This is a genomic window from Dactylosporangium sp. NBC_01737 (assembly GCF_035963215.1).
GTDB lineage: Bacteria > Actinomycetota > Actinomycetes > Mycobacteriales > Micromonosporaceae > Dactylosporangium.
In genome coordinates this window covers 4,283,202-4,303,555 of the sequence record NZ_CP109153.1, presented here as the reverse complement: position 1 = coordinate 4,303,555, position 20,354 = coordinate 4,283,202, and the positions used below count along the sequence as shown (strand labels likewise).

Annotated in this window: 20 protein-coding genes and 3 pseudogenes; 11 read left to right on the top strand and 12 right to left on the bottom strand. The window is 74.5% G+C overall.

The window, feature by feature from the left end:
• Positions 1-7 precede the first annotated feature (7 nt).
• Together OHA72_RS19515 and OHA72_RS19510 are read left to right on the top strand one after the other, a co-directional pair.
• The gene (locus OHA72_RS19515; protein WP_327009227.1) at positions 8-1,378 is read left to right on the top strand and encodes a GH1 family beta-glucosidase; all 1,371 of its coding nucleotides are present in this window, start codon (positions 8-10) and stop codon (positions 1,376-1,378) included.
• A gap of 72 nt (positions 1,379-1,450) precedes the next feature.
• Positions 1,451-1,891: a DUF5709 domain-containing protein gene (locus OHA72_RS19510; RefSeq protein ID WP_327009226.1), complete on the top strand. Its 441-nt coding sequence runs from the start codon at positions 1,451-1,453 to the stop codon at positions 1,889-1,891.
• Here OHA72_RS19510 and OHA72_RS19505 read toward each other — a convergent pair.
• Positions 1,885-3,129 (bottom strand): annotated as a pseudogene (locus OHA72_RS19505) (APC family permease); the annotation flags it as partial. The gene OHA72_RS19510 and the pseudogene OHA72_RS19505 overlap by 7 nt on opposite strands.
• Positions 3,130-3,198: 69 nt before the next feature.
• On the opposite strand from OHA72_RS19505, the gene OHA72_RS19500 reads away from it, so the two are divergent.
• From OHA72_RS19500 to OHA72_RS19480, 5 genes are all read left to right on the top strand, one after another.
• Positions 3,199-3,630, top strand: a complete 432-nt coding sequence (locus OHA72_RS19500) for a GntR family transcriptional regulator (protein WP_327009225.1) — start codon at positions 3,199-3,201, stop codon at positions 3,628-3,630.
• On the top strand, positions 3,570-4,643 hold the full coding sequence (locus tag OHA72_RS19495; RefSeq protein ID WP_327011613.1) for an aminotransferase-like domain-containing protein: 1,074 nt from the start codon (positions 3,570-3,572) through the stop codon (positions 4,641-4,643). The genes OHA72_RS19500 and OHA72_RS19495 overlap by 61 nt, the downstream gene beginning before the upstream one ends.
• A gap of 35 nt (positions 4,644-4,678) precedes the next feature.
• Positions 4,679-5,533: a L,D-transpeptidase gene (locus tag OHA72_RS19490; protein ID WP_327009224.1), complete on the top strand. Its 855-nt coding sequence runs from the start codon at positions 4,679-4,681 to the stop codon at positions 5,531-5,533.
• 62 nt (positions 5,534-5,595) lie between these two features.
• The gene (locus OHA72_RS19485; protein WP_327009223.1) at positions 5,596-6,243 is read left to right on the top strand and encodes a dTMP kinase; all 648 of its coding nucleotides are present in this window, start codon (positions 5,596-5,598) and stop codon (positions 6,241-6,243) included.
• Positions 6,244-6,322: 79 nt separating this feature from the next.
• Positions 6,323-7,015 carry a histidine kinase dimerization/phospho-acceptor domain-containing protein gene (locus OHA72_RS19480; RefSeq protein WP_327009222.1) on the top strand — a complete coding sequence of 231 codons (693 nt, stop codon included), beginning with the start codon at positions 6,323-6,325 and terminating at the stop codon, positions 7,013-7,015.
• Between the two features lie 22 nt (positions 7,016-7,037).
• Here the strand turns inward: OHA72_RS19480 and OHA72_RS19475 are convergent, their stop codons facing one another.
• The 4 genes and pseudogenes from OHA72_RS19475 to OHA72_RS19460 form a co-directional block, all read right to left on the bottom strand.
• Positions 7,038-7,436 carry a PIN domain-containing protein gene (locus tag OHA72_RS19475; RefSeq protein ID WP_327009221.1) on the bottom strand — a complete coding sequence of 133 codons (399 nt, stop codon included), beginning with the start codon at positions 7,434-7,436 and terminating at the stop codon, positions 7,038-7,040.
• Entirely contained in the window at positions 7,433-7,597 is a 165-nt protein-coding gene (locus OHA72_RS19470) for a hypothetical protein (RefSeq protein ID WP_327009220.1), read from the bottom strand. Before OHA72_RS19470 ends, OHA72_RS19475 begins: the two co-directional genes overlap by 4 nt.
• Positions 7,598-7,672: 75 nt before the next feature.
• Positions 7,673-8,410, bottom strand: coding sequence for a dethiobiotin synthase (gene bioD / locus OHA72_RS19465; protein ID WP_442788728.1), 738 nt, complete (start codon positions 8,408-8,410; stop codon positions 7,673-7,675).
• A 92-nt stretch (positions 8,411-8,502) separates the two neighbouring features.
• Positions 8,503-9,671: pseudogene (locus OHA72_RS19460) on the bottom strand (8-amino-7-oxononanoate synthase).
• Between the two features lie 107 nt (positions 9,672-9,778).
• On the opposite strand from OHA72_RS19460, the gene bioB reads away from it, so the two are divergent.
• Together bioB and bsaP are read left to right on the top strand one after the other, a co-directional pair.
• Complete coding sequence (gene bioB / locus OHA72_RS19455) at positions 9,779-10,762, top strand: biotin synthase BioB (RefSeq protein WP_327009219.1); 984 nt, start codon at positions 9,779-9,781, stop codon at positions 10,760-10,762.
• The gene (gene bsaP / locus OHA72_RS19450) at positions 10,759-10,959 is read left to right on the top strand and encodes a biotin synthase auxiliary protein BsaP (RefSeq protein WP_442788614.1); all 201 of its coding nucleotides are present in this window, start codon (positions 10,759-10,761) and stop codon (positions 10,957-10,959) included. The genes bioB and bsaP overlap by 4 nt, the downstream gene beginning before the upstream one ends.
• 29 nt (positions 10,960-10,988) lie before the next feature.
• Here the strand turns inward: bsaP and OHA72_RS19445 are convergent.
• Both OHA72_RS19445 and lgt read right to left on the bottom strand, forming a co-directional pair.
• Positions 10,989-12,205 (bottom strand): annotated as a pseudogene (locus OHA72_RS19445) (FAD-dependent oxidoreductase).
• A gap of 12 nt (positions 12,206-12,217) precedes the next feature.
• Entirely contained in the window at positions 12,218-13,252 is a 1,035-nt protein-coding gene (gene lgt, locus OHA72_RS19440) for a prolipoprotein diacylglyceryl transferase (protein WP_327009217.1), read from the bottom strand.
• Between the two features lie 152 nt (positions 13,253-13,404).
• On the opposite strand from lgt, the gene OHA72_RS19435 reads away from it, so the two are divergent.
• Positions 13,405-13,893: an NUDIX hydrolase gene (locus OHA72_RS19435; RefSeq protein WP_327009216.1), complete on the top strand. Its 489-nt coding sequence runs from the start codon at positions 13,405-13,407 to the stop codon at positions 13,891-13,893.
• A 35-nt stretch (positions 13,894-13,928) separates the two neighbouring features.
• The gene (locus tag OHA72_RS19430) at positions 13,929-14,588 is read left to right on the top strand and encodes an SGNH/GDSL hydrolase family protein (protein ID WP_327009215.1); all 660 of its coding nucleotides are present in this window, start codon (positions 13,929-13,931) and stop codon (positions 14,586-14,588) included.
• Positions 14,589-14,596: 8 nt separating this feature from the next.
• Here the strand turns inward: OHA72_RS19430 and OHA72_RS19425 are convergent, their stop codons facing one another.
• The 5 genes from OHA72_RS19425 to trpC form a co-directional block, all read right to left on the bottom strand.
• Positions 14,597-16,048: a methionine--tRNA ligase gene (locus OHA72_RS19425; protein ID WP_327009214.1), complete on the bottom strand. Its 1,452-nt coding sequence runs from the start codon at positions 16,046-16,048 to the stop codon at positions 14,597-14,599.
• Positions 16,049-16,196: 148 nt separating this feature from the next.
• Positions 16,197-17,453, bottom strand: a complete 1,257-nt coding sequence (locus tag OHA72_RS19420; RefSeq protein ID WP_327009213.1) for an outer membrane protein assembly factor BamB family protein — start codon at positions 17,451-17,453, stop codon at positions 16,197-16,199.
• Positions 17,454-17,516: 63 nt separating this feature from the next.
• Positions 17,517-18,314 carry a tryptophan synthase subunit alpha gene (gene trpA / locus OHA72_RS19415; protein ID WP_327009212.1) on the bottom strand — a complete coding sequence of 266 codons (798 nt, stop codon included), beginning with the start codon at positions 18,312-18,314 and terminating at the stop codon, positions 17,517-17,519.
• 5 nt (positions 18,315-18,319) lie between these two features.
• A complete protein-coding gene (trpB, locus tag OHA72_RS19410) occupies positions 18,320-19,537 on the bottom strand; it encodes a tryptophan synthase subunit beta (RefSeq protein ID WP_327009211.1) in 1,218 nt (405 codons plus the stop codon).
• Positions 19,534-20,337: an indole-3-glycerol phosphate synthase TrpC gene (gene trpC, locus OHA72_RS19405; RefSeq protein WP_327011611.1), complete on the bottom strand. Its 804-nt coding sequence runs from the start codon at positions 20,335-20,337 to the stop codon at positions 19,534-19,536. Before trpC ends, trpB begins: the two co-directional genes overlap by 4 nt.
• Positions 20,338-20,354: the final 17 nt, after the last annotated feature.

Below are 20,354 nucleotides of genomic sequence, written 5' to 3'. Positions count from 1 at the left end.
CCACCCCGTGCTGGATCTGTCCAACCTCCCACCGAACTTCATCTGGGGTTCCGCGACCGCGGCGTACCAGATCGAGGGCGCCGTCACGGAAGACGGCCGCGGACCGTCCATCTGGGACACGTTCAGCCATCTGCCCGGCGCGGTCGACAACGGCGACACCGGGGACGTGGCCTGCGACCACTACCACCGCTGGCCCGAGGACATCGCGCTGATGTCGCGGCTGAACCTTGCGGCCTACCGGTTCTCGGTGGCGTGGTCACGCGTCCTGCCCACCGGGACCGGCGCGGTGAACCAGGCCGGCCTGGACTTCTACGACCGGCTCGTCGACGGGCTCCTCGACGCGGGCATCAGGCCGTTCGCGACGCTGTACCACTGGGACCTGCCGCAGGCGTTGCAGGACGCCGGCGGCTGGCCGCAGCGGGCCACGGCGGAGGCGTTCGCCGACTATGCGGCGGTCGTCGCGGGCCGGCTCGGGGACCGGGTCGCGGACTGGAACACCGTCAACGAGCCGCTGTGCGTGTGCTGGATCGGTCACCTCGAGGGGCGCATGGCGCCGGGTGAGCGGGACCTGACGCGGGCGGTCCGCGCGTCGCATCACGTGCTGCTCGGCCACGGCCTCGTCAACCAGGCGGTCCGGGCGTCGGCGCAGCTGCCGCCGAACGTCGGGATCGTGCTGAACCTGAGCCCGACGGAGCCCGGCAGCGACCGGCCGCAGGACGTGGCGGCGGCACACCGCGCCGACGGGCACGTCAACCGCTGGTGGCTGGATCCGTTGCACGGCCTGGGCTACCCGTCGGACATGCTGGACACGTACCGGGTGGACGTGCCGGTCCGCGACGGCGACCTGGACCTGATCGCGGCGCCGACGGAGTTCCTCGGGATCAACTACTACTTCCGGCAGATCATCGTGGACGACCCGGACGGTCACGCGCCGAACGTGCGGCAGATCCCGGTGCCGGGGTCGGTGGAGACGGCCATGCCGTGGGAGGTCTACGCCAGGGGCCTGGAGGAGATCCTGGTCCGGGTCGCGGAGACGTACCAGCCGCGCAGCATCCTGGTGACGGAGAACGGCTCGGCGTGGGCCGACACCGTCGAGCCGAACGGTGAGGTGCAGGACAAGGAGCGGGTCGACTACCTGGAGCAGCACCTGGACGCGGTCCGCAACGCGGTGGTGCGCGGCGCACCGGTCGACGGCTACTTCGCCTGGTCACTGCTGGACAACTTCGAGTGGTCCTACGGCTACGACAAGCGGTTCGGGCTGGTCCGGGTCGACTACGACACGCAGGAGCGCACGATCAAGGCCAGCGGCCACCGGTACGCGGAGCTGATCCGCGCCCATCGCGCCGCACACCCTGTCGCGCACGATTCGGTCATCTAGGGTCGATTGTGGGTGCTGCCGGGTATGCAGACCGGCAGCACCGCGAAACCCTGCCATCGAGGAGACGTGATCATGAGCTCTGACACCGCGAGCTGGGACCCGGCACCGGACGAGGAAGGCCAGCTGTCCGCCGAGGACACCCTGTCGGACCGCGGGCTCGTCGACGCCCTGGACGAGGGATACTCGCCGCCGGAGAAGCCCCTGGGACTCAACGCGTTCGGCGTCACCCAGGCGGAGGCGCAGCGGGGTGAGTCCTGGGATCAGCGCATCGCGCAGGAGGAGCCGGACCCGGCGGCCCGCCCCGACCTCGACGACTACGGCACGACGACCGAGTCCGACGAGTTCTTCGACGCCGGCGAGGTCGGCGACAGGAGGGCGGGGCGGCTCGTCGCCCCGGACGAGGGCTGGGGCGAGGACGAGGAGAAGGACGAGATCGGCTCCGACGTCGGCATCGACGGCGGCGCCGCGTCCGCCGAGGAGGCCGCCATGCACATCATCGACGTCGACCGCTGACGTCCCCTGACGCGACTGGCGGTGGCCGCCTGATAACCGAGAGCGACCACCGCCACCCCCACCGTCCACACCACATACCATTTGGTGAGGGCGAGCAGCCCGACTACGCACAGCAACGCCACCATTGCGGTGCGCCGCGACCAGCTCCCGGCCGGTAGCAGCCGGACGGCGGCGGCCGTGCCGAGGACGTACACGACGACGAACGACGCGGTCGTGGCCAGCAGCAGCGGCTTCGCGCCGACCCCGAGGGGCCCGGCGACGGCGATGCAGGTCCCGGCGAGCCCGGCGACCACGGCCAGGGACCGCCGCGGCACCTGGCCGGCGCCGGCGCCCTTGGCGAGCCACGCGGGCATGGCGCCGTCGCGGCCCAGGGCCGCGCCGAGCTTGGCGGCACCGGCGAAGTAGGCGTTCATGGCGCCGGCGGTGAGCAGCAGCGCGACGACCGCGGTGAGGATTGTGACGTCGCGGCCGAGGCCGATGGTGAGCAGTTCGGCGAGCGGCGCCTCGACCGTGCCGGCCCGGGGCCCGAGGACGAGCTGGCTGGTGGTGGCGACCAGCAGGTAGAGCACGCCGACGACGGCGACGGCGATCCAGGTGGCGCGGGGCACGTCGCGGCGCGGGTTGCGGTAGTCGGCGGCGAGCGAGGTGAGCGCCTCCCAGCCGGCGAAGCCCCACACGAGGACCGTGATCGCCGGGCCGACGGCGAGCCAGCCGTGCGGGGCGAAGGGCCGCAGGTTCGCGAGGCTCGCGTGCGGCAGCGCGGTGAGGGTGGCGACGAGCAGCAGCCCGACGAGGACCGCGGCGAGGCCGAGCTGGACCTTGCCGGACAGGCGCACGCCGCCGAAGTTCATGGCGGCGACGAGCACGACGAGCGCACCGGCGGTGAGCAGGGTGGTGCGGTAGCCGCCGCCGACGGCGGCGGTGACGTAGGCGCCGCCGAAGGTCGCGGCGGGCAGCACGCCGACGGGGACGGCGAGGTAGAAGGTCCAGCCGACGACGGCGGCGGCGCGCGGGCCGAACGCCTCGGCGACGTAGGTGGAGATGCCGCCGGCGTCGGGATACCTGGCGCCGAGGGCGGCGAAGGTGGCCGCGAGCGGCGCGGACAGCAGGACGAGGGCGAGCCACGCGACCAGCGAGGCGGGGCCGGCGACCTGGGCGCCGAGGGCGGGCAGGGCGATCACGCCGGTGCCGAGGACGGCGCCGACGGACAGTGCGGCGCCTTGCTTGACGGTGAGCATACGATCGACGCTAGGCCCGCGCTTGGCCTGGTTGAAGTGCCAATTGATCACGGATTGCGTTGGGCCAAGTTGGAGCTGCACATCAGTCTCGGCGGCCGCGGTGACCAGGCCGCCCGCATCTACCGGCAGGTCCGCGACGCGATCCTCGACGGGCGGCTGCGGGCCGGGGAGCGGGTGCCGCCGAGCCGCGACCTCGCCCGGCAGCTCTCGGTGTCGCGCAACACGGTCGCCGCCGCCTACGACCGCCTGGTGGGCGACGGGTTCCTGGAGGGCCGGGCGGGCGCGGGCACGTTCGTGGCGATGCCGTCGATGCCGTCGATGCCGTCAGCCAGGGCCGGGTCCCGCACGGCGCCGGTCGGGGCGCTGCGGCCCTCGCCGCGCTGGGCCGCCGTCGCCGGCGACCTCGCCCTGCGGCCCCGGTCCCGGCGGCCCGCTACGACCTGCGGGCCGGGCACCCCGACGGTTCCCTGTTCCCCCTGGCGACGTGGCGGCGGCTGCTGACCCGGTCGCTGCGCGGCGGCGCCGACTACGCCGACCCGGCCGGCCTGGAGGCACTGCGGTCGGCGGTGGCGCGGTCGGCGGGCCTGTCCCGGTCGGTGCGGGCGTCCGCGGACGACGTGATCGTCACCAACGGCGCCCAGCAGGGCCTGGACCTCGTCGGCCGGGTGCTGGTCGAGCCGGGGTCGGTGGTCGCCGTCGAGGAGCCTGGTTACCCGCCGGCGCGGCTCGCCTTCACCGCGCTCGGCGCCCGCGTCGTCCCGGTCCCGGTGGACGGCTCGGGCCTGGTCGTGGAGGCGCTGCCCCGGCAGGCGCGGCTGGTGTACGTGACGCCGTCGCACCAGTACCCGCTCGGCGTCCCCATGTCGCTGCCCCGGCGCGCCGCGCTGCTGGACTGGGCGCAGCGGCACGGCGCCGCGGTCGTCGAGGACGACTACGACAGCGAGTTCCGCTACTCCGAGCGGCCCCTGGAGCCGCTGCAGAGCCTGGACCGGGCGGGCAGGGTCGTCTACGTCGGCTCGTTCGCCAAGACGCTGCTGCCGGCGCTGCGGCTGGGGTTCCTGGTGGCGCCCGCGTCGCTGCGCCCGGCGCTCGTCGCGGCGAAACGCCTCACCGACTGGCACGCAGAGCCCGCCGCGCAGGCGGCCCTGGCGGACTTCATCGACGAGGGTCTGCTGCGGCGGCACGTGCGGACGGTGACGCGGGTGTACGCCACCCGCCACGACCTCGTGACCACCGCCGCGCGGGGTGTGCTCGCCGACCGGTTCACCCTGGTGCCGTCCTCGGCGGGGCTGCACGTGACCCTGCTCGCCGCCCCGGGCCTCGACGTGCCGGGGGTGGTGACGCGGCTGCGGGACGCGGGGGTCGCCGTGGAGCGGCTCGCCGGCTTCTACGCCGCCGGCGGGAGCACCGGCGAGCCACCGGACGGCCTGGTCATCGGCTACGGCATGATCACCGCCGCCGACCTGCCGGTCGCCCTGGACCTCCTCGACCGCGCCTCCCGCCCGACGGGATGACAGGGCACCCCGGCGGCGCCCGCTACGGTGTACGGATGCTCGTGCGCCGCGCCGCCGCCCTCACCGCGCTCACGGTCTGCCTCACCGGCGGGGTCACCGCCTGCGGCAAGGCGAAGCAGCCGCGGGCCGGAGCCCAGCCGACGGCCACCGCCGCCGCGGAGCCGTCGGCGTCCGCACCGGCGTCACCGGCCGCGCCCGCGACCACCCCGCCGGCCGCCGCGGCCGCCGCCGGCATCCCGACGATCACCTACACGCGGGCCGCGTCCGGCTTCCCCGCCGACCCGGACCAGTCCTCGACGGTGCCGCTGACCGAGGCGCTGCACCCCACCGCGAAGCTCGCCGCGTACGACGCGCCCGGCGGCAACGCCCGCGCCTACCTGACCCCCGAGATCAGCGGCGTGCAGCTGGTCATGCCGATCGTGGCGCGGCAGGCCGGCTGGGTCGCGGTGCTGCTGCCGACGATCAACCGCAGCGTCGGCTGGCTCCCCGGCGGCGGCTGGAGCACCGTGCCGCTGCGCGACCAGCTCGTCGTGCGCCGCGGCGCGTTCACGCTCACCTGGGTCCGCGACGGCGTCGCCCAGCAGACGTGGACCGTCACCGTCGGCGCGGCGGCGACCCAGACCCCGCTGGGCCGCACGTTCGTCCTGGGCCGCTCCACGCTGCCCAGCAAGGTCTACGCGGGCCTGGACGTCCTCGCGCTCGGCGCCGTCCCCGACGACAAGGGCGCCGTCGCCGAGGGGCTGCAGGACGCCCACACCGGCATCCACGCCTGGTACCGCAACGAGTTCGGCTTCCGCAGGTCCAACGGCTGCGTCCGGATGCCGCCCGCCGCCCAGAAGGTCCTGCTCGACTCGGTGCCCAGCGGCACCAGCGTCGTCGTCCTGCCCTGACCTTGAGTCAGATCCAATCACCTTCACTGGTATTTCACAGCCGACGGCTTACCGTTGGGGAGGTGATCCGTACAGTGGCACTGATTGGTATCGACGGCGCCGGCAAGTCCACCCAGGCGCGGTGGCTCGCCGACTGGCTCGACGCGAGCGGCACCCCCGCCCGCTATCACCGCAACGCCGCCGGACGGGTCTTCTTCGGCCGGGTGGCGCAGCGGCTGGGCCGGCGCGACGCCGAGCATCTGCTCGGGGTGCGGCTGTTCCTGCTGGTGGAGACGGTGCTGCGGGGCCTGGTCATCACGCGGGCGCTGATCCTGTCACGCCTGACCGGCACGGTGGCCGTCATGGACAGGTACACCTACTGCCAGTACACCAGCATCACCGTGCGCGGCGGCAGGCCCGGCGTGGCACGGATGCTGTTCCGGCTCCTGCCGCAGCCCGACCTGGTGTTCTACCTGGCGGTGCCGCCGCTGGTGGCGCAGGCGCGGGTCGAGGCGCGGGGCAAGGACCACGAGGAGCTCGACTATCTGACGGCGTCGGACGCGGCGTACCGGGGCCTGCCGGAAGCGGTCGGCTTCACGGTCGTCGACGCCGGCGCGGACCCGTCGGCGGTGCAGGCGTCGCTGCGGGAGGCGCTGCAGCGTGACCCGCTGCCGGGCGCGGCGCCGCGTCACCCGTCGCGCGCCGCGCAGCACCTGCTCCCGATCGGGTGACCTGATCGCCGGTCGCGGACCCGGCGGCTCGGACGCCGGTTAGCGTCGATGTCCCGGGCAGCGACAGTTAGGAGCCCGCGTGTTCTCCACCGGCGACGATCCCGCGGCACGGCTGCGGCACGAGCTGCACACCCCGTTGACGTCGATCCTCGCGTACACGCGGCTGCTGCGCGACGACCTGGCCGGCGCTCCCGCGGCGGACGCGCTGAGCGAGGGCGTCGCGTGCCTGGACGCGATCGACCGCAACGCGGTGCGGCTGCAGCGCTACGTCGACGGTGTCGTGCTGCCGCTCGCCGCCGCGAACCTCGCCGGTGACGCGGCCGGTGACGACGGCTCGCACCGGCCGGGCGCGACGGACCTGGTCGCCGTGCTGCACGACGCCGTCGACCTGGCGCGGCGGGTCGCGGTCGCCGGTGCGGTGAGCATCCACGCGGACGCGCCGGCGACGGTCCTGGTCGCGGTCGACGACCTCGTCTGCCGGCACCTCGTCGGGCAGCTGGTGCTGTGGCTGGCGACGGCCGCGCCCGGCCGCGCGCACATCGAGATCGCGTTGCGGGCGGACCCGGTCCCGGCGATCGACGCGAAGATCGTCGCGCACGGCGAGCTGACCGCGCCGCAGCCGCGCCCGAGCGACCCGCAGAAGCCCGCGGACCTGCGGGTCGCGCGGGCCGTGGCGAGCCTGTGCGGCGGCGAGGTCCGCCTGGACGAGACGTCGTTCCGGCTCACCCTGCCCGCCGGCGTGCTGGCGACGGTGAGCCGGCGCTCGCCGTAGCTCCCGCTCCCGGAGGCCGGCTTCAGAGGTCGACGATGCCGTCGAGCTCGCCGACGGTGCGGCGCACGGCGGAGCCGTGGGCGGTGAGCAGGCGGGCCTCGTGGCGGTGGGCCTCGGCGACGGCGTGGGCGAGGCCGAGACCGCTGTTGAGCCGCGACGCGAGCCGCCCGAGGCCGACGGCGTCGTCGCCGCCGAGCGGTGCGACGGTGACGGCGCGCAGCAGGGTGTCGAGGCGGGCGAGCTCCTCGGCGTAGGCGAGCTCGCTGCGGGTCTCGGCGAGCGCGACCGCCGGCACGACGACGGTGCCGCCGTCGGCGAGGACGGTGCTGACCAGGTCGTCGACGCCGGTGTTGCCCTGGGTGTACGCGAGGACCGCGGACGGGTCGAGCACCAGCCCGGTGGTGTCTGGCCGGTCGTTCATGACCAGCCCATGAGCTCGCGGACCTGCTCGCGGGACTCGGCGCGGGCCTCCGCGGTGACGCGGGCGACGGCGTCGTCGAGCCGCTTGCGGGCGTGGGCGCGGCGCTCCTCGTCCGGTGTGGGCACCGCGGCCGGGTGGGCACCGGGGTCGATCTCGGTCATGGCGTGACCGTACCGCGTCACATTGATCGCCGCGGTCCCCCGAAGCGCCGACCTTCCACCGGCTGCGGGACCCGGTCAGCGGCTGTGGGACCGGAACGCGACGGGGTCGAAGCGGCCGTGCAGCAGCGGCGCGAGCCAGTGCGGGGCCTCCCGCCGGAACAGCGCCGGGGCGAGCGCGCCCGCGCCCTCCGGGACCGCGCCGGCGAGGTCGCCGGTCAGGTCGTGCAGGTTGGTGCGGTGGACCAGTTCGGGCTCCGCCGGCCACGAGCCGAGCACGACGGCGGCCGGCACGCCCCGGTGGGCGAGGGCCTGCAGGGTCAGGGCCGTGTGGTTGAGCGTGCCGAGGCCGGGCCGGGCGACGACGACGGCGGTGGCGCCGAGCGCCGCGGCGAGGTCCAGGACCGTCCAGCCGCCCTCCCCCATCGGCACGAGCAGCCCGCCGGCGCCCTCGATGAGGGTGACGTCGTGCTCCTCGACGATCGTGCGCAGGGCGAGCTGCGCCATGACCGCGGTCAGCGGGTCGTCCCCGGCGACCCGCGCCGCGGCGAGGGGCGCGAGCGGGTCGGGGTAGCTGGCGAGGGTCCGCACCGTGACGGGCTCGGCGAGGCGGGAGACGGTCGCGGCGTCGGGCTCGTCGCCTTCGGCGGTGCCGGTCTGCGCGGGCTTGACGACGGCGACGCTGCGCCCGGCGGCGGTCGCGGCGGCGGCGATGGCTGCGGTGACGATGGTCTTGCCGACCCCGGTGTCGGTGCCGGTGACGATGACGGCCCCGGTGATCGGCTCGACCGCGGCGGGGGTCGCCTCCTCCGACAGCAGCGCCTCGGACCGCAGCGCCTCGGCCAGGAGGGCCTCGGCGGGCAGGACGTCACGGGGCTCGGGGCGCGGGTCGGTCACGGCTGTCCTTCTCAGGGGCGCTCTTTGACGATGATGTCGAGCGCGTGCTCGAACGCCTCCGGCGGCACACCGACGTTGACGGTGAGCCGCAGGCGCGACCGACCGTCCGGTGTGGACGGTGGGCGGAAGCAGCCTACCGCGACGCCCCGGTCCCGGCACGCGGCCGCCCACGCGAAGGCCTCGTCGGCGCTGGGCGCGGCGACGGAGATGACGCCGCCGTCGGGGTCGGAGACGTCGAGGCCTTCGGCGCGCAGCCGGGTGACGGCGTGCCGGGACCGGGCGGCGAGGTCCGCGCGCAGGTCGTCGCCCTCGACGAGCAGGTCGAGGGCGGCGAGGGCACCGGCGGCGACGACCGGCGGCAGCGCCGTGTCGTAGATGAACGTGCGGCCCGTGTCCACGAGGTGGCGGCGCACCTGCCGGGGCCCGGCCACGACGCCACCGGCGGCGCCGAGGGACTTCGACAGGGTCGCGGTGACGATCACGTCGGGGCGGCCGGACAGGCCGGCCGCGGCGACCCCACCGGCACCGCCGGGGCCGATGACGCCGAGGGCGTGGGCGTCGTCGACGAGCAGCAGCGCGCCGCCGGGGTGCGCACGGCACGCGGCGTGCAGGTCCGCGAGCGGGGCGAGGTCGCCGTCGACGGAGAACACGCTCTCGGTGACGACGACGGCGGGCCGCGGGTGCGCGGCGAGCAGCGCCCGGACCGCCGCCGGGTCGGCGTGCGGCGCGACGACGGTGGTGGCGCCCTCGCGGCGGCGCGCCCGGCGCAGGCGAGCCGGCAGCCGTCGACGATCGACGCGTGGTTGTGCGCGTCGGACACGACGAGGGTGCCGGGGCGCACGAGGGCGCGGATCGCGCCGAGGTTGGCGAGGTAGCCGGAGGAGTAGACCAGGGCCGTCTGCGCGCCGAGGAGCCGGGCGAGGCCGTCCTCCAGGGCGCGGTGCGGCTCGGTCGAGCCGCGCACGAGCCGCGAGCCGGTCGCGCCGAGGCCGTAGTCGGCGAGGGCCCGCGCCGCGGCGGCGAGGACGGCGGGGTGCCGCGACAGCCCGAGGTAGTCGTTGCCGGCGAGGTCGATCACGTCGTCGCCGGCGGTGCGGGGGCGCAGCTCACGGCGCAGCCCGGCGGCCTGCCGGGCGGCGGCCTCACCGTCCAGCGTGGACAGCCAGGATCCGTCTTCCATCGCCACATCCTCGCATCGCCGTTGTCGAACCCCTACCACATCGATTGTCTGATGTGCACAATTTCACCGTTGACCCGTCGGCCCCTAACGTTTTGTAAGGTACGAGCATGCTTGATGCTGCCAAGGCTGTCGTGGACACCGGGGTCGGGCTCGACCTCGAAGGCGTCCTCGCGGTGCTGCGCTGCTCCGACGAGGAGCTGCCCGAATATCTCGCGATCGCGCACGAGGTGCGGATGACGTGGTGCGGCCCGGAGGTCGAGGTCGAGGGCATCGTCTCGCTCAAGACCGGCGGCTGCCCCGAGGACTGCCACTTCTGCTCGCAGTCGGGGCTGTTCACGTCCCCCGTGCGGGCCGTGTGGCTCGACATCCCGTCGCTCGTCGAGGCGGCGAAGCAGACCGCCGCGACCGGTGCCACCGAGTTCTGCATCGTCGCCGCGGTGCGCGGGCCCGACCAGCGGCTCATGTCGCAGCTCGCCGACGGTGTCGCCGCGATCCGCGAGGCGGTCGACATCAACATCGCCGCGTCGCTGGGGATGCTCACCCAGGAACAGGTGGACCAGCTGTCGGCGCTGGACATCCACCGCTACAACCACAACCTGGAGACCGCGAGGTCGCACTTCCCGCAGGTCGTCACGACCCACACGTGGGAGGAGCGCTGGGACACGCTGCGCATGGTCCGCGACGCCGGCATGGAGGTCTGCTGCGGCGGCATCCTCGGCCTCGGCGAGACCGTCGAGCAGCGGGCCGAGTTCGCGATCCAGCTGCAGGAGCTCGACCCGCACGAGGTCCCGCTCAACTTCCTCAACCCGCGCCCCGGCACCCCGCTGGGTGACCAGCCGGTGCTCGACCCGAAGGACGCGCTGCGGGCCGTCGCCGCGTTCCGCCTGGCCCTGCCGCGCACCCTGCTGCGCTACGCCGGCGGCCGCGAGATCACCCTCGGCGACCTCGGCACCCGCGACGGCCTGCTCGGCGGCGTCAACGCGGTCATCGTCGGCAACTACCTCACGACGCTGGGCCGCTCCCCCGACCAGGACCTCGCCCTGCTCGACGAGCTGCGCATGCCGGTCAAGGCCCTCTCGGCGACGCTGTGAGCGCCGTGGACACCGCCGTCTGGTGCGACCGCTGCGGCGAGGCGCTGACCGCCGGCACGCCACACCCGGCGTGCGCGGCGGCGCGGGAGCTCGAGCCGCCGCGGTTCTGCCCGCAGTGCCGGCGCCGCATGAAGGTGCAGGTCCTGCCGAAGGGCTGGTCCGCCACCTGCGTCGAACACGGCCACCTGGCCTCCTGACCACCGCGTGACCGCACTGAGCGGTGCCGCTACGGCGACGTCGGGCCGGCCCACTCGGCCGCCGCGGCGGCGGCCCGGTCCAGGGTGCGCGGGTTGGCGCGGCCGAGTGCGGCGCCCATCGCGCGGCTGGTGAGGCCGCCGCGGGGCTGCAGGACGGCGGACGCCTTGCGGGTCTGCTGCAGGACCCTGGCCGCCCTGGGGCGGCGCAGGCGGCTGTACTCGTCCAGGGCGGGCGCCAGCGGCCCCCGCACGTTGGCCAGGACGGCCTGCAGGGTCGCGACGTCCTCCAGGGCCAGGCAGGCGCCCTGGGCGAGGTGGTGGGGCATGGCGTGGGCGGCGTCGCCGATCAGCGCGTAGCCGCCGGTGCCGGCCCGCACGCCGAAGGTCTCCGGCAGCGGGGCCAGCTCGCCGATCGGCTCCTGGACGAGGTCGTCGGGTTCGGTCGCGGCGAGCAGCTGCGGGATCGGGGCGTGCCAGCCGGCGAACCACCGGCGCAGCAGCGCCAGCTGGCCCGCGGGAGGCTCGGGGCGCAGCGCGCCGGGGACGGTCGCGACCCAGGAGATGCCGCCGCGGGTCGAGCCGCCGGAGGAGCCGCGCTCGCCGAGCGAGGCGAAGGTGAAGCGGTGGCCGCCGTCGAGGGTCTCGCCGTGCGGCGGCAGGCCCGGCGGCAGGTCGGGGATGCGATACCAGGGGATGACGGCGTGCCACGCGGCGAACCCGGCGCTAGCGAAGCTGGTGGCCGGGGCGAGCCGGCGGCGGATCGCGCTCTGCACGCCGTCGGCGGCGACGACGAGGTCCGCCTCGAACGTGGTGCGGCCGTCGCCGACGGCGGGGCGCTCCCGGCGCACCCTGGCGGGCTGCACCTCGATGGCGTTGCGGATGTCGACCTGGTCGCTGAGCCCGGCGATGAACGCGTCGTGCAGGTCCTCGCGGTGCACGACCACCGGCGGCGACTCGACGTCGTCGCCCGCACCGTCGGGGGTGCCGGCGCCGGGACGCACCAGCCACTGCCCGTCGCGGCGGCGGATGCCGACCGGGGGGACGGGGTGGCGATGCCGTCGAGGCCGCCGGCGAGCCCGAGCCCGCGCAGCGCCCGGACCCCGTTGGGCCACAGGACGAGCGCCCCGCGGCCCGGGCGGAGCCGGTCGTCGCGTTCGAGGAGGGTGACCTGCCAGCCGGTCCGGGCGAGCGCGCCGGCCGCGGCGATCCCGCCGATGCCGGCGCCCACCACGACAGCGGTGCGCATCCGGTCGCTACCTCAGCCCTTGCTCGAAGAGCTGTTGGAGGAACTGTCCGCGTCGTCGGGTTCGGAGGTGTCCTCGACGGGCTCCGCGCCGGCCGCGGGCTCCTCGGCGGCGTCGGCCGGGGTCGGCTCGGCGACGGCGGCACCGGAGACGTCGGCGTCCTCGGGGGCGCCGGTGACGACCGTGATGCGCCCGTTCTCGTCGTACGTGACGCGCTCCTGCGGGCCGCTCACCCGCAGGAAGTAGACGACGGCGGCGGCGAAGACGACGATCGAGGTCCAGTTGTTGAGCCGCATGCCCAGGAAGTGGTGGGCGTCGTCGATGCGCAGCGCCTCGATCCAGAACCGGCCGACGCAGTACAGCGCGACGTACAGCGCGAACGCCCGGCCCCGCCCGAGGGTCCAGCGCTTGTCGGCATACCAGACGGCGGCGGCGACACCGAGGCACCATAGGAACTCGTACAGGAACGTGGGGTGGAAGATGCCGAGCACGATCGGCTCACCGTTGACCGTCTGGGCGTGGCCGGCGCTCGCGTCCCAGTTGTAGACCTTGAGCCCCCACGGCAGGTCGGTCTCCTTGCCGTACAGCTCGTTGTTGAACCAGTTGCCCCAGCGGCCGAGGGCCTGCGCGACGGGCAGGCCGACGGCGAGGGTGTCGGCGGCCATCGCGAAGGGCAGGTTGAGCCGGCGGCAGGCGATGTACGCCCCGACGGCGCCACCCGCGATGCCGCCCCAGATGCCGAGGCCGCCCTCCCAGATCTTGAACGCCTTGAGCAGGTCACCGTTCTCACCGAGATACGCCTCGGGAGAGGTGATCACGTGGTAGATCCGGGCACCGATGATGCCGGCGGGGACCGCCCACACCGCGATGTCGAGAATCACCCACGGCGGGGCGCCGCGCTGGCGCAGCCGCCGGTCGGCGATGAAGCACGCGGCGACGATGCCGAGCACGATGCACAGCGCGTAGGCGCGCAACGGCACCGGTCCGAGGTCCCAGACACCTTGCGTGGGGCTGGGGATCACGGCCAGCGGGGTAAGGGCAGCATCCACGGGTGCACACGCTACCGCCGATCCGCCGAAACGCGATGCCCTGGGTTCGCCCAATTCGCCACCCGGCCGCGCCCGGAAACCCACTCCGACCGGCGAAGATCACCACCAGCGAAGGTATCGCAACGGTCCGCTATGGCGCCTAGAGTGCGAATATGAGCTACGAAGTCACGTCTGCCGTTGCCGCGATCATCGAAGACGCCTCCGGCCGCGTGCTGCTGTGCCAGCAGGCCGGCGGTCACCAGCTGTGGGGGCTGCCCGGCGGCCGGATCCGTGCGGCGGAGAGCCCCGTGCACGCAGCGGTCCGCGACATCTTCGAGGAGACCGGCCTGGAGGCCGAGATCGTCGAGCTCGTCGGCATGTACGAGGTGACCGGCGACGGCTGCGGCGAGGCGGTCCCCGACCTGTTCGTCCACGTGTTCCGCGGCCGGCTCAGCGGCCGGCTGGAGGGCGGCGGGCCGGCGCTGAACGCGCCCGGCCGGATCAGCCGCCTGGCGTGGCACGACCCGGCGTCGCTGCCGGAGCCGCTGACCGCCACCACCCGCACCGCCATCGCCGACGCGGGCGCGGGCCGCGCGGGTGTGATCCGCCAGATCAAACGTGACGTGCTGCGTGAAGTCGAGCGTGAGGCCGTGGACGCGTGAAACGTGCACGGGCCCGCGGGTGATCTACTGGTCCCGTGGCCTATTACGCGCTCGGCGACTCCATCTCGATCGACGACTATGCCGGCGGTCCGGGCCTGGGTGCCGCCTCGCTGCTCGCCGACGACTTCGGCATCGACCTGACGCTGCTCGCCCGTGACGGTGCGACCAGCGACGACGTCGTGCGCTCCCAGCTGGACAAGATCGAGGGACGGCCGGCCCTCATCACCCTGACCATGGGCGGCAACGACCTGCTCACGACCCTGTTCTCGCCCGCCAAGCTCGGCCTGCCGCCGGACCTGGACGCGGCGCAGCGCACCGTGGCGCAGGTCGCGGCGAACTATGCGATCGCCATGCCGGCCCTCGTCGCGACCGGCGCGAAGCTGGTGCTCAGCACCGTGTACGACCCGACGGACGGCACCGGCGACCTGTCCTGGGTGGGGCTGCCCGCCTGGGAGGGTGGCCTGCGGGTCCTGGCGTCGCTCAACGACGTGATCCGCGATGCGGCCGCCCGCCACGGGACGGCGGTCGCCGACCTGCACGCCGCGTTCCTCGGCCACGGCGCCAAGGCCGGCGACGTGACCGCCGCCGACCCCCGCCCCGACAACCGCGACCTGTGGCTGTGCGGGCACATCGAACCCAACGCCTGGGGCGCCGAGGCCGTCCGCGACGCGTGGCGGGCTGCGCTGCGCGCCTGACACCCGCGTCACAGGCGCGGGAACACCGGCGACGGGGTGCCGACCAGGGCGCCGTCGCCGAGCTGCGCGGCGAGCCGTGCCGCGCCCGCCGGCAGGAACGGCCCCAGTTCGCGGGTGACCACCCGGCACAGTGCGACGAGGTCGGACAGGACCGTGTCGAGCTCGCCGGCCTGTCCCCGTCTCGCCAGCTCCCACGGCCGGGTCTCCTCGACCAGGCGGTTGCCGGCGGCGACCGCGGCCCAGATCGCGTCGGTCGCGGCCCGCAGGTCGAACACCGCCAGGGCCCGGTCGACGGCGGCGGGCAGCGCGGCGGCACCCGGGGAGGTGGCGGACGGCACCACGCCGCCCCGGTACCGCTGCACCAGGCTGATCGTGCGGTTGACGAGGTTGCCCAGGCCGTTGGCCAGGTCCTGGTGGTAGCGCTGCAGCAGCCGCTCCTCGGTGAAGTCGGTGTCGCCGAGCGGGGCGACCTCCCGCAGCAGCCACCAGCGCAGCGCGTCGCTGCCGTACCGGCCGGCGAGGGCGGCGGGGTCGACCGCGTTGCCGGCGCTCTTGGACAGCTTCGCGCCGCCGACGGTCAGGTACTCGTGCACGAAGATCGCCGTCGGCAGCGGCAGGCCCGCGGACAGCAGCAGCGCCAGCCAGTACACGGCGTGGAAGCGCACGATCCCCTTGCCGATCACGTGGACCCGCTCGGCCGGGTCCTGCCACCACTGCTCGTACAGCGCGCCGCCGGAGGAACCGAGCGCGGTGACGTAGTTGGCCAGGGCGTCCCACCACACGTAGACGACCTGCGACGGGTCGCCGGGCACGGGGATGCCCCACCCGCCGGCGCGGGCGGCCGGGCGCGACACGCTGATGTCCTGCAGGCCGGCCCGGACGAACGCGAGGACCTCGTTGCGTTTCGCGGCCGGTTCGACCCGCACCTCACCGGACAGCAGGGCCTTCAGGATGCGCTCGGTGTACCCGGACAGCCGGAAGAACCAGTTGGACTCGGTGACGGTCTCCGGCACGGTGCCGTGTTCGGGGCAACGAAGGCCGGCGGTCAGCTCACCGGGTTCGTAGAACTGCTCGCAGCCCGGGCAGTACAGGCCCTCGTAGTCGCGCCGGTAGAAGTCGCCGTGCTCGGCGGTGCGCCGCCACAGCTCCTCGACGCCGCGGGCGTGCCGCGGGTCCCGGGAGGTGCGGATGAAGTCGTCGAACGACAGGTCCAGCACGTCGCGCAGCGCCTCGAACCGGTCGGCGTTCGCGGCGACGAAGCCGGTCACGTCGACGCCCGCGGCGGCGGCCGCGGTGACGTTCTTCAACGCGTTCTCATCCGTGCCGGTGAGGAACCGCACGCGGGAGCCGCGCAGCCGGCGGTGCCGGGCGAGGACGTCGGCCTGGACCAGCTCCAGGGCGTGCCCGAGGTGCGGGGCGGCGTTGACATACGGGATGGCGGTGGTGACGTAGAAGCTCATGACGGATCTCCGGTCTGTGTGCCCTGCCATGGCAGGGAACGGACCTGATCCGCGATCGCCCCTGCGTGCAGGGGCGGATGGTGAGCGGACTTAGCGCACGCCGAGCGACCCCGTGACGGGGCGCATCATCCGGCGGTTGTCCATGTGCCTAGCGTACCCCGAGCGCGATGAGCTTTTCGAGGGCCGCGAAGTACACGTGGTCGCCGGACAGCAGCAGCGGCTCGGCGCCGTGCAGGGCGTCGAACGCGAGGTCCTGCCGGGTCAGGACGGTGCCGTCGGCGGCGTCGAGGGCGAGCAGCTCGGTGCGGTGCACGGGGGCGCCGTCGCGCAGCAGGAACTGGTAGACGACCCCGTAGAGCACGCCGCCGCCGTTGACCGGCGACCAGTAGGACGTGGAGACCTCCGCGCCGGCCGCGCCCCAGTCGCGGGTCCAGCGGACCTTGCCGTCCCCGGCGCCGAACCCCGCGGCGTGGCCGTGGGCGTCGAAGACCATGAGCGTCTGCCCGTCGGTGGTCGCCGAGCGCGGGTCACGCAGGGTCGTCGTGTCGCACCAGCGGCGGGCGCCGTCGGCGGCGGTGTAAGCGCAGACCCCGCCGGTGCCGGTGGTGTAGGCGACGCCGCCGGCCGCGATCAGCCACGGCCCGCTCACGTCCTGGCGCCACACCCGGGTGCCGGTGCGCAGGTCGAACGCGGCGAGCCCGGTGCCGCCCGCGGTCTCGAACGTCTGCAGCGCGAGCCCGGCGTCGGCGACCGGCGGGTGCAGGCCCGCCTCGCCGTCCAGGGGCGCGGTCCACGCCGTGGTGCCGTCGGTGAGCCGCGACGCGGTCAGGGTCGTGCCCGCGGCGCGCAGCACCACGTCCCCCGCGACGGTGTAGCCGCCGGACACCTCGTCGGGCAGCAGGACGTCCCACACCGCTTCGCCGCCGGTGGTGTACGCGCTGAGGTGGCGCTGCAGCAGGTTGCCGCTGACCGCGTCGTACGTCTGGGACTCCACGAGCAGCCCGGCCCGCCGGCCGGCGGGTGGCGCCGCGAGCCGGCCGAACCACCGCCCGGGCACGTCGAGCACGGGGCCGAGGTCGGCGCCGGTGACCGCGTCGTAGCGGCGGATCTGGCCGGTCGGGCCGCCGGAGGAGCGCAGCAGCGTGCCGTCGGCGACGACCGCGCCGCCGACCTGCTCCTCGGGCCGGGACGCGGGCGCGGTCCACACCGTGCCGAGCCGGATCGCGGACCCGGTGGTCAGGTACGGCGTGACCGGCTGGTATCCGGCGCGACCCGGCCCGTTGCCGTCCTGCCGCCAGCCGGCGTCGGTCTCGGTCACCGCCGCCGCCGGGGGCGGCACCACGCCCGGGAAGGCCAGGGCGAGGCCGGCGGGGGCCGCGGACAGCAGGAGCGCTACAGGTACCAAACGGAAAAATCGGCGCACGTCGGGCTCAACGACGGTCGTCGGGCCCGGTGACTCACGCCGGTGTCAGCGGCGGCGGACGCCCTCGGCGAGGTCGGCGCTGAGCGCGGCGACCGCGGCGACCCCGGCGGCCGGCGTCGCGGCGTCCTGCAGGCACCGCACGAGGGCGCTGCCGACGATGACCCCGTCGGCGAACGCGCCGACCTCCGCGGCCTGATCGCCGTTGGAGACGCCGAGACCGACCGCGACCGGCAGCTTCGGGTCCGCCTTGCGGATCCGCTCGACGAGGGCGGGCGCGGCGGTGCTGGTGCTGCTGCGGGCGCCGGTGACACCCATGACGCTGGTCGCGTAGACGAAGCCGCGGCACCTGCCGGCGGTCATCGCGATCCGGGCGTCCGTCGAGGACGGCGACACCAGGAAGACCCGGTCCAGGTCGTGCGCGTCGGAGGCGGACAGCCACGGCGCGGACTCGTCCGGGATGAGGTCTGGCGTGATGAGCCCGGCACCGCCGGCGGCGGCGAGGTCCGCGGCGAACCGGTCCACCCCGTAGCGCTCGACCAGGTTCCAGTAGGTCATGACGAGGATCGGCGCGCCGGCCGTGGCGACCGCCTCGACGGTGCGCAGCCCGTCGGCGACCCGGAAGCCACCGGCCAGGGCCGCCTCGGTGGCGCGCTGGATGACGGGGCCGTCCATGACCGGGTCGGAGTACGGCAGGCCGACCTCGACGATGTCCACCCCGTTGTCGATCATCGCCTTGATCGCGTCGACCGCGCCGGGCACGGTCGGGAACCCGGCCGGCAGGTAGCCGATCAGCGCGCTGCGACCCTCCGCGCGGGCCTTCTCGAACGCGATCGAAACACTCACTGTCGTCACACCCCGAAGAAGTCGCGCGCGGTGTCCATGTCCTTGTCACCGCGGCCGGACAGGCAGATCACCACGACGGGCTCGCGGCCCAGGTCGGCCGACAGCTTCGGGATGACCCGCAGCGCGCCGGCGACCGCGTGGGCGCTCTCGATCGCGGGGATGATCCCCTCGACCCGGCACAGCAGCTTGAACGCGTCCATCGCCTCGGCGTCGGTGACCGGCTCGTACGTGGCGCGGCCGGTGTCGTGCAGGTAGGCGTGCTCCGGCCCGACGGCCGGGTAGTCCAGGCCCGCGGAGATGGAGTGCGACTCGACGGTCTGGCCGTCCTCGTCCTGCAGCAGGTACGTGCGGGCGCCGTGCAGCACGCCCGTGGAGCCGCCGGTGATGCTGGCCGCGTGCCGGCCGGTGTCGACGCCGTCGCCGCCCGCCTCGAAGCCGAACAGCCGCACACCCTCGTCGGGGACGAACGCGTGGAACGCCCCGATCGCGTTGGAGCCGCCGCCGACGCACGCGGCGACCGCGTCGGGCAGCCGCCCCGTCTGCTCCAGGATCTGCCGGCGCGCCTCGACGCTGATGCCGCTGACGAAGTCACGGACCATCGCCGGGAACGGGTGCGGGCCGGCGGCGGTGCCGAGCAGGTAGTGGGTGGTGTCGACGTTGGTGACCCAGTCGCGCAGCGCCTCGTTGATCGCGTCCTTGAGCGTCTTGCTGCCGGTCGTGACCGGCACGACGGTGGCGCCGAGCATCCGCATGCGGGCGACGTTGAGCGCCTGCCTGCGGGTGTCCTCCTCGCCCATGTAGACGACGCACTCGAGGTCCAGCAGGGCGCAGGCGGTGGCGCTGGCGACGCCGTGCTGGCCGGCGCCGGTCTCCGCGATGACCCGCTGCTTGCCCATCCGCTTGGTCAGCAGCGCCTGGCCGAGCACGTTGCGGACCTTGTGCGCGCCGGTGTGGTTGAGGTCCTCGCGCTTGAGGAACACCCGGGCGCCGGCGTGCGCGGAGAGCCGGTCGGCGCGGTACAGCGGCGACGGCGTGTTCGCGTAGTCGCGCAGCAGCCGGTTGAACTCGGCCTGGAACGCCTCGTCGGCCTGTGCGTGCCGGTACGCGGCGTCCAGCCCGTCCAGGGCCGCGATCAGCGCCTCGGGGACGAAACGCCCACCGTACTTGCCGAAGTGCCCGGACTGGTCCGGCAGGAGCCCGGCGGCGGACAGGAACGCGTTCATCGCGCCGGCCGCGGCGTCGCCGGGTGACTACCGGCCGTGACGAGCTCGGCGACCGCATCACGCGGGCTCTTCTGGGTGACGAGCCCCTCGCCGACCAGGACCGCGTCGGCGCCGGCGGACGCGTAGCGGATCAGGTCGTGCGGGCCGCGGACACCCGACTCGGCGATCTTCACCACGTCGTTGGGCAGGCCGGGCGCGATCCGCTCGAACACCGTCCGGTCGACCTCGAGGGTCCGCAGGTTGCGCGCGTTGATCCCGATCACCTTGCCGCCGGCCTCCAGGGCACGGTCGGTCTCCTCCTCGTCGTGCACCTCGACCAGGGCGGTCATGCCCAGGCTCTCGATGCGGTCGAGGAGACCCGACAGGGTGTTCTGGTCCAGCGCGGCCACGATCAGCAGCACCAGGTCGGCGCCATACGCGCGGGCCTCGTGCACCTGATAGGAGGACACGATGAAGTCCTTGCGCAGCAGCGGCACGTCGACGGCGGCGCGCACGGCGGCGAAGTCGTCGAGGCTGCCACCGAACCAGCGGCCCTCGGTCAGCACGCTGACCGCGCGGGCACCACCGGCGGCATACTCCTTGGCCAGCTCGGCCGGATCGGGGATCTCGGCGAGCTGCCCCTTCGACGGCGACGCGCGCTTCACCTCGGCGATCACCCCCACGCCGGGGGCCCTCAGCTTGGTGTAGGCATCCTTGGGCGGTGACGCCTGCGCCGCTGCTTGCTTGATCTCGTCCAGGGGCACCTGTGCCTCGCGGATGGCCAAGTCTTCGCGCACGCCGGCGAGGATCTCGTCGAGCACACGGCCAGATTCCGCGT

What these genes read in the sequence shown, in the direction of transcription:
- OHA72_RS19510 (WP_327009226.1), top strand. Translation starts at nt 1,451, where the DNA reads ATGAGCTCTGACACCGCGAGCTGGGACCCGGCACCGGACGAGGAAGGC.
- OHA72_RS19490 (WP_327009224.1), top strand. Translation starts at nt 4,679, where the DNA reads ATGCTCGTGCGCCGCGCCGCCGCCCTCACCGCGCTCACGGTCTGCCTC.
- OHA72_RS19475 (WP_327009221.1), bottom strand. Translation starts at nt 7,436, where the DNA reads ATGAACGACCGGCCAGACACCACCGGGCTGGTGCTCGACCCGTCCGCG.
- OHA72_RS19470 (WP_327009220.1), bottom strand. Translation starts at nt 7,597, where the DNA reads ATGACCGAGATCGACCCCGGTGCCCACCCGGCCGCGGTGCCCACACCG.
- bioB (WP_327009219.1), top strand. Translation starts at nt 9,779, where the DNA reads ATGCTTGATGCTGCCAAGGCTGTCGTGGACACCGGGGTCGGGCTCGAC.
- OHA72_RS19435 (WP_327009216.1), top strand. Translation starts at nt 13,405, where the DNA reads ATGAGCTACGAAGTCACGTCTGCCGTTGCCGCGATCATCGAAGACGCC.
- OHA72_RS19425 (WP_327009214.1), bottom strand. Translation starts at nt 16,048, where the DNA reads ATGAGCTTCTACGTCACCACCGCCATCCCGTATGTCAACGCCGCCCCG.
- trpB (WP_327009211.1), bottom strand. Translation starts at nt 19,537, where the DNA reads ATGAACGCGTTCCTGTCCGCCGCCGGGCTCCTGCCGGACCAGTCCGGG.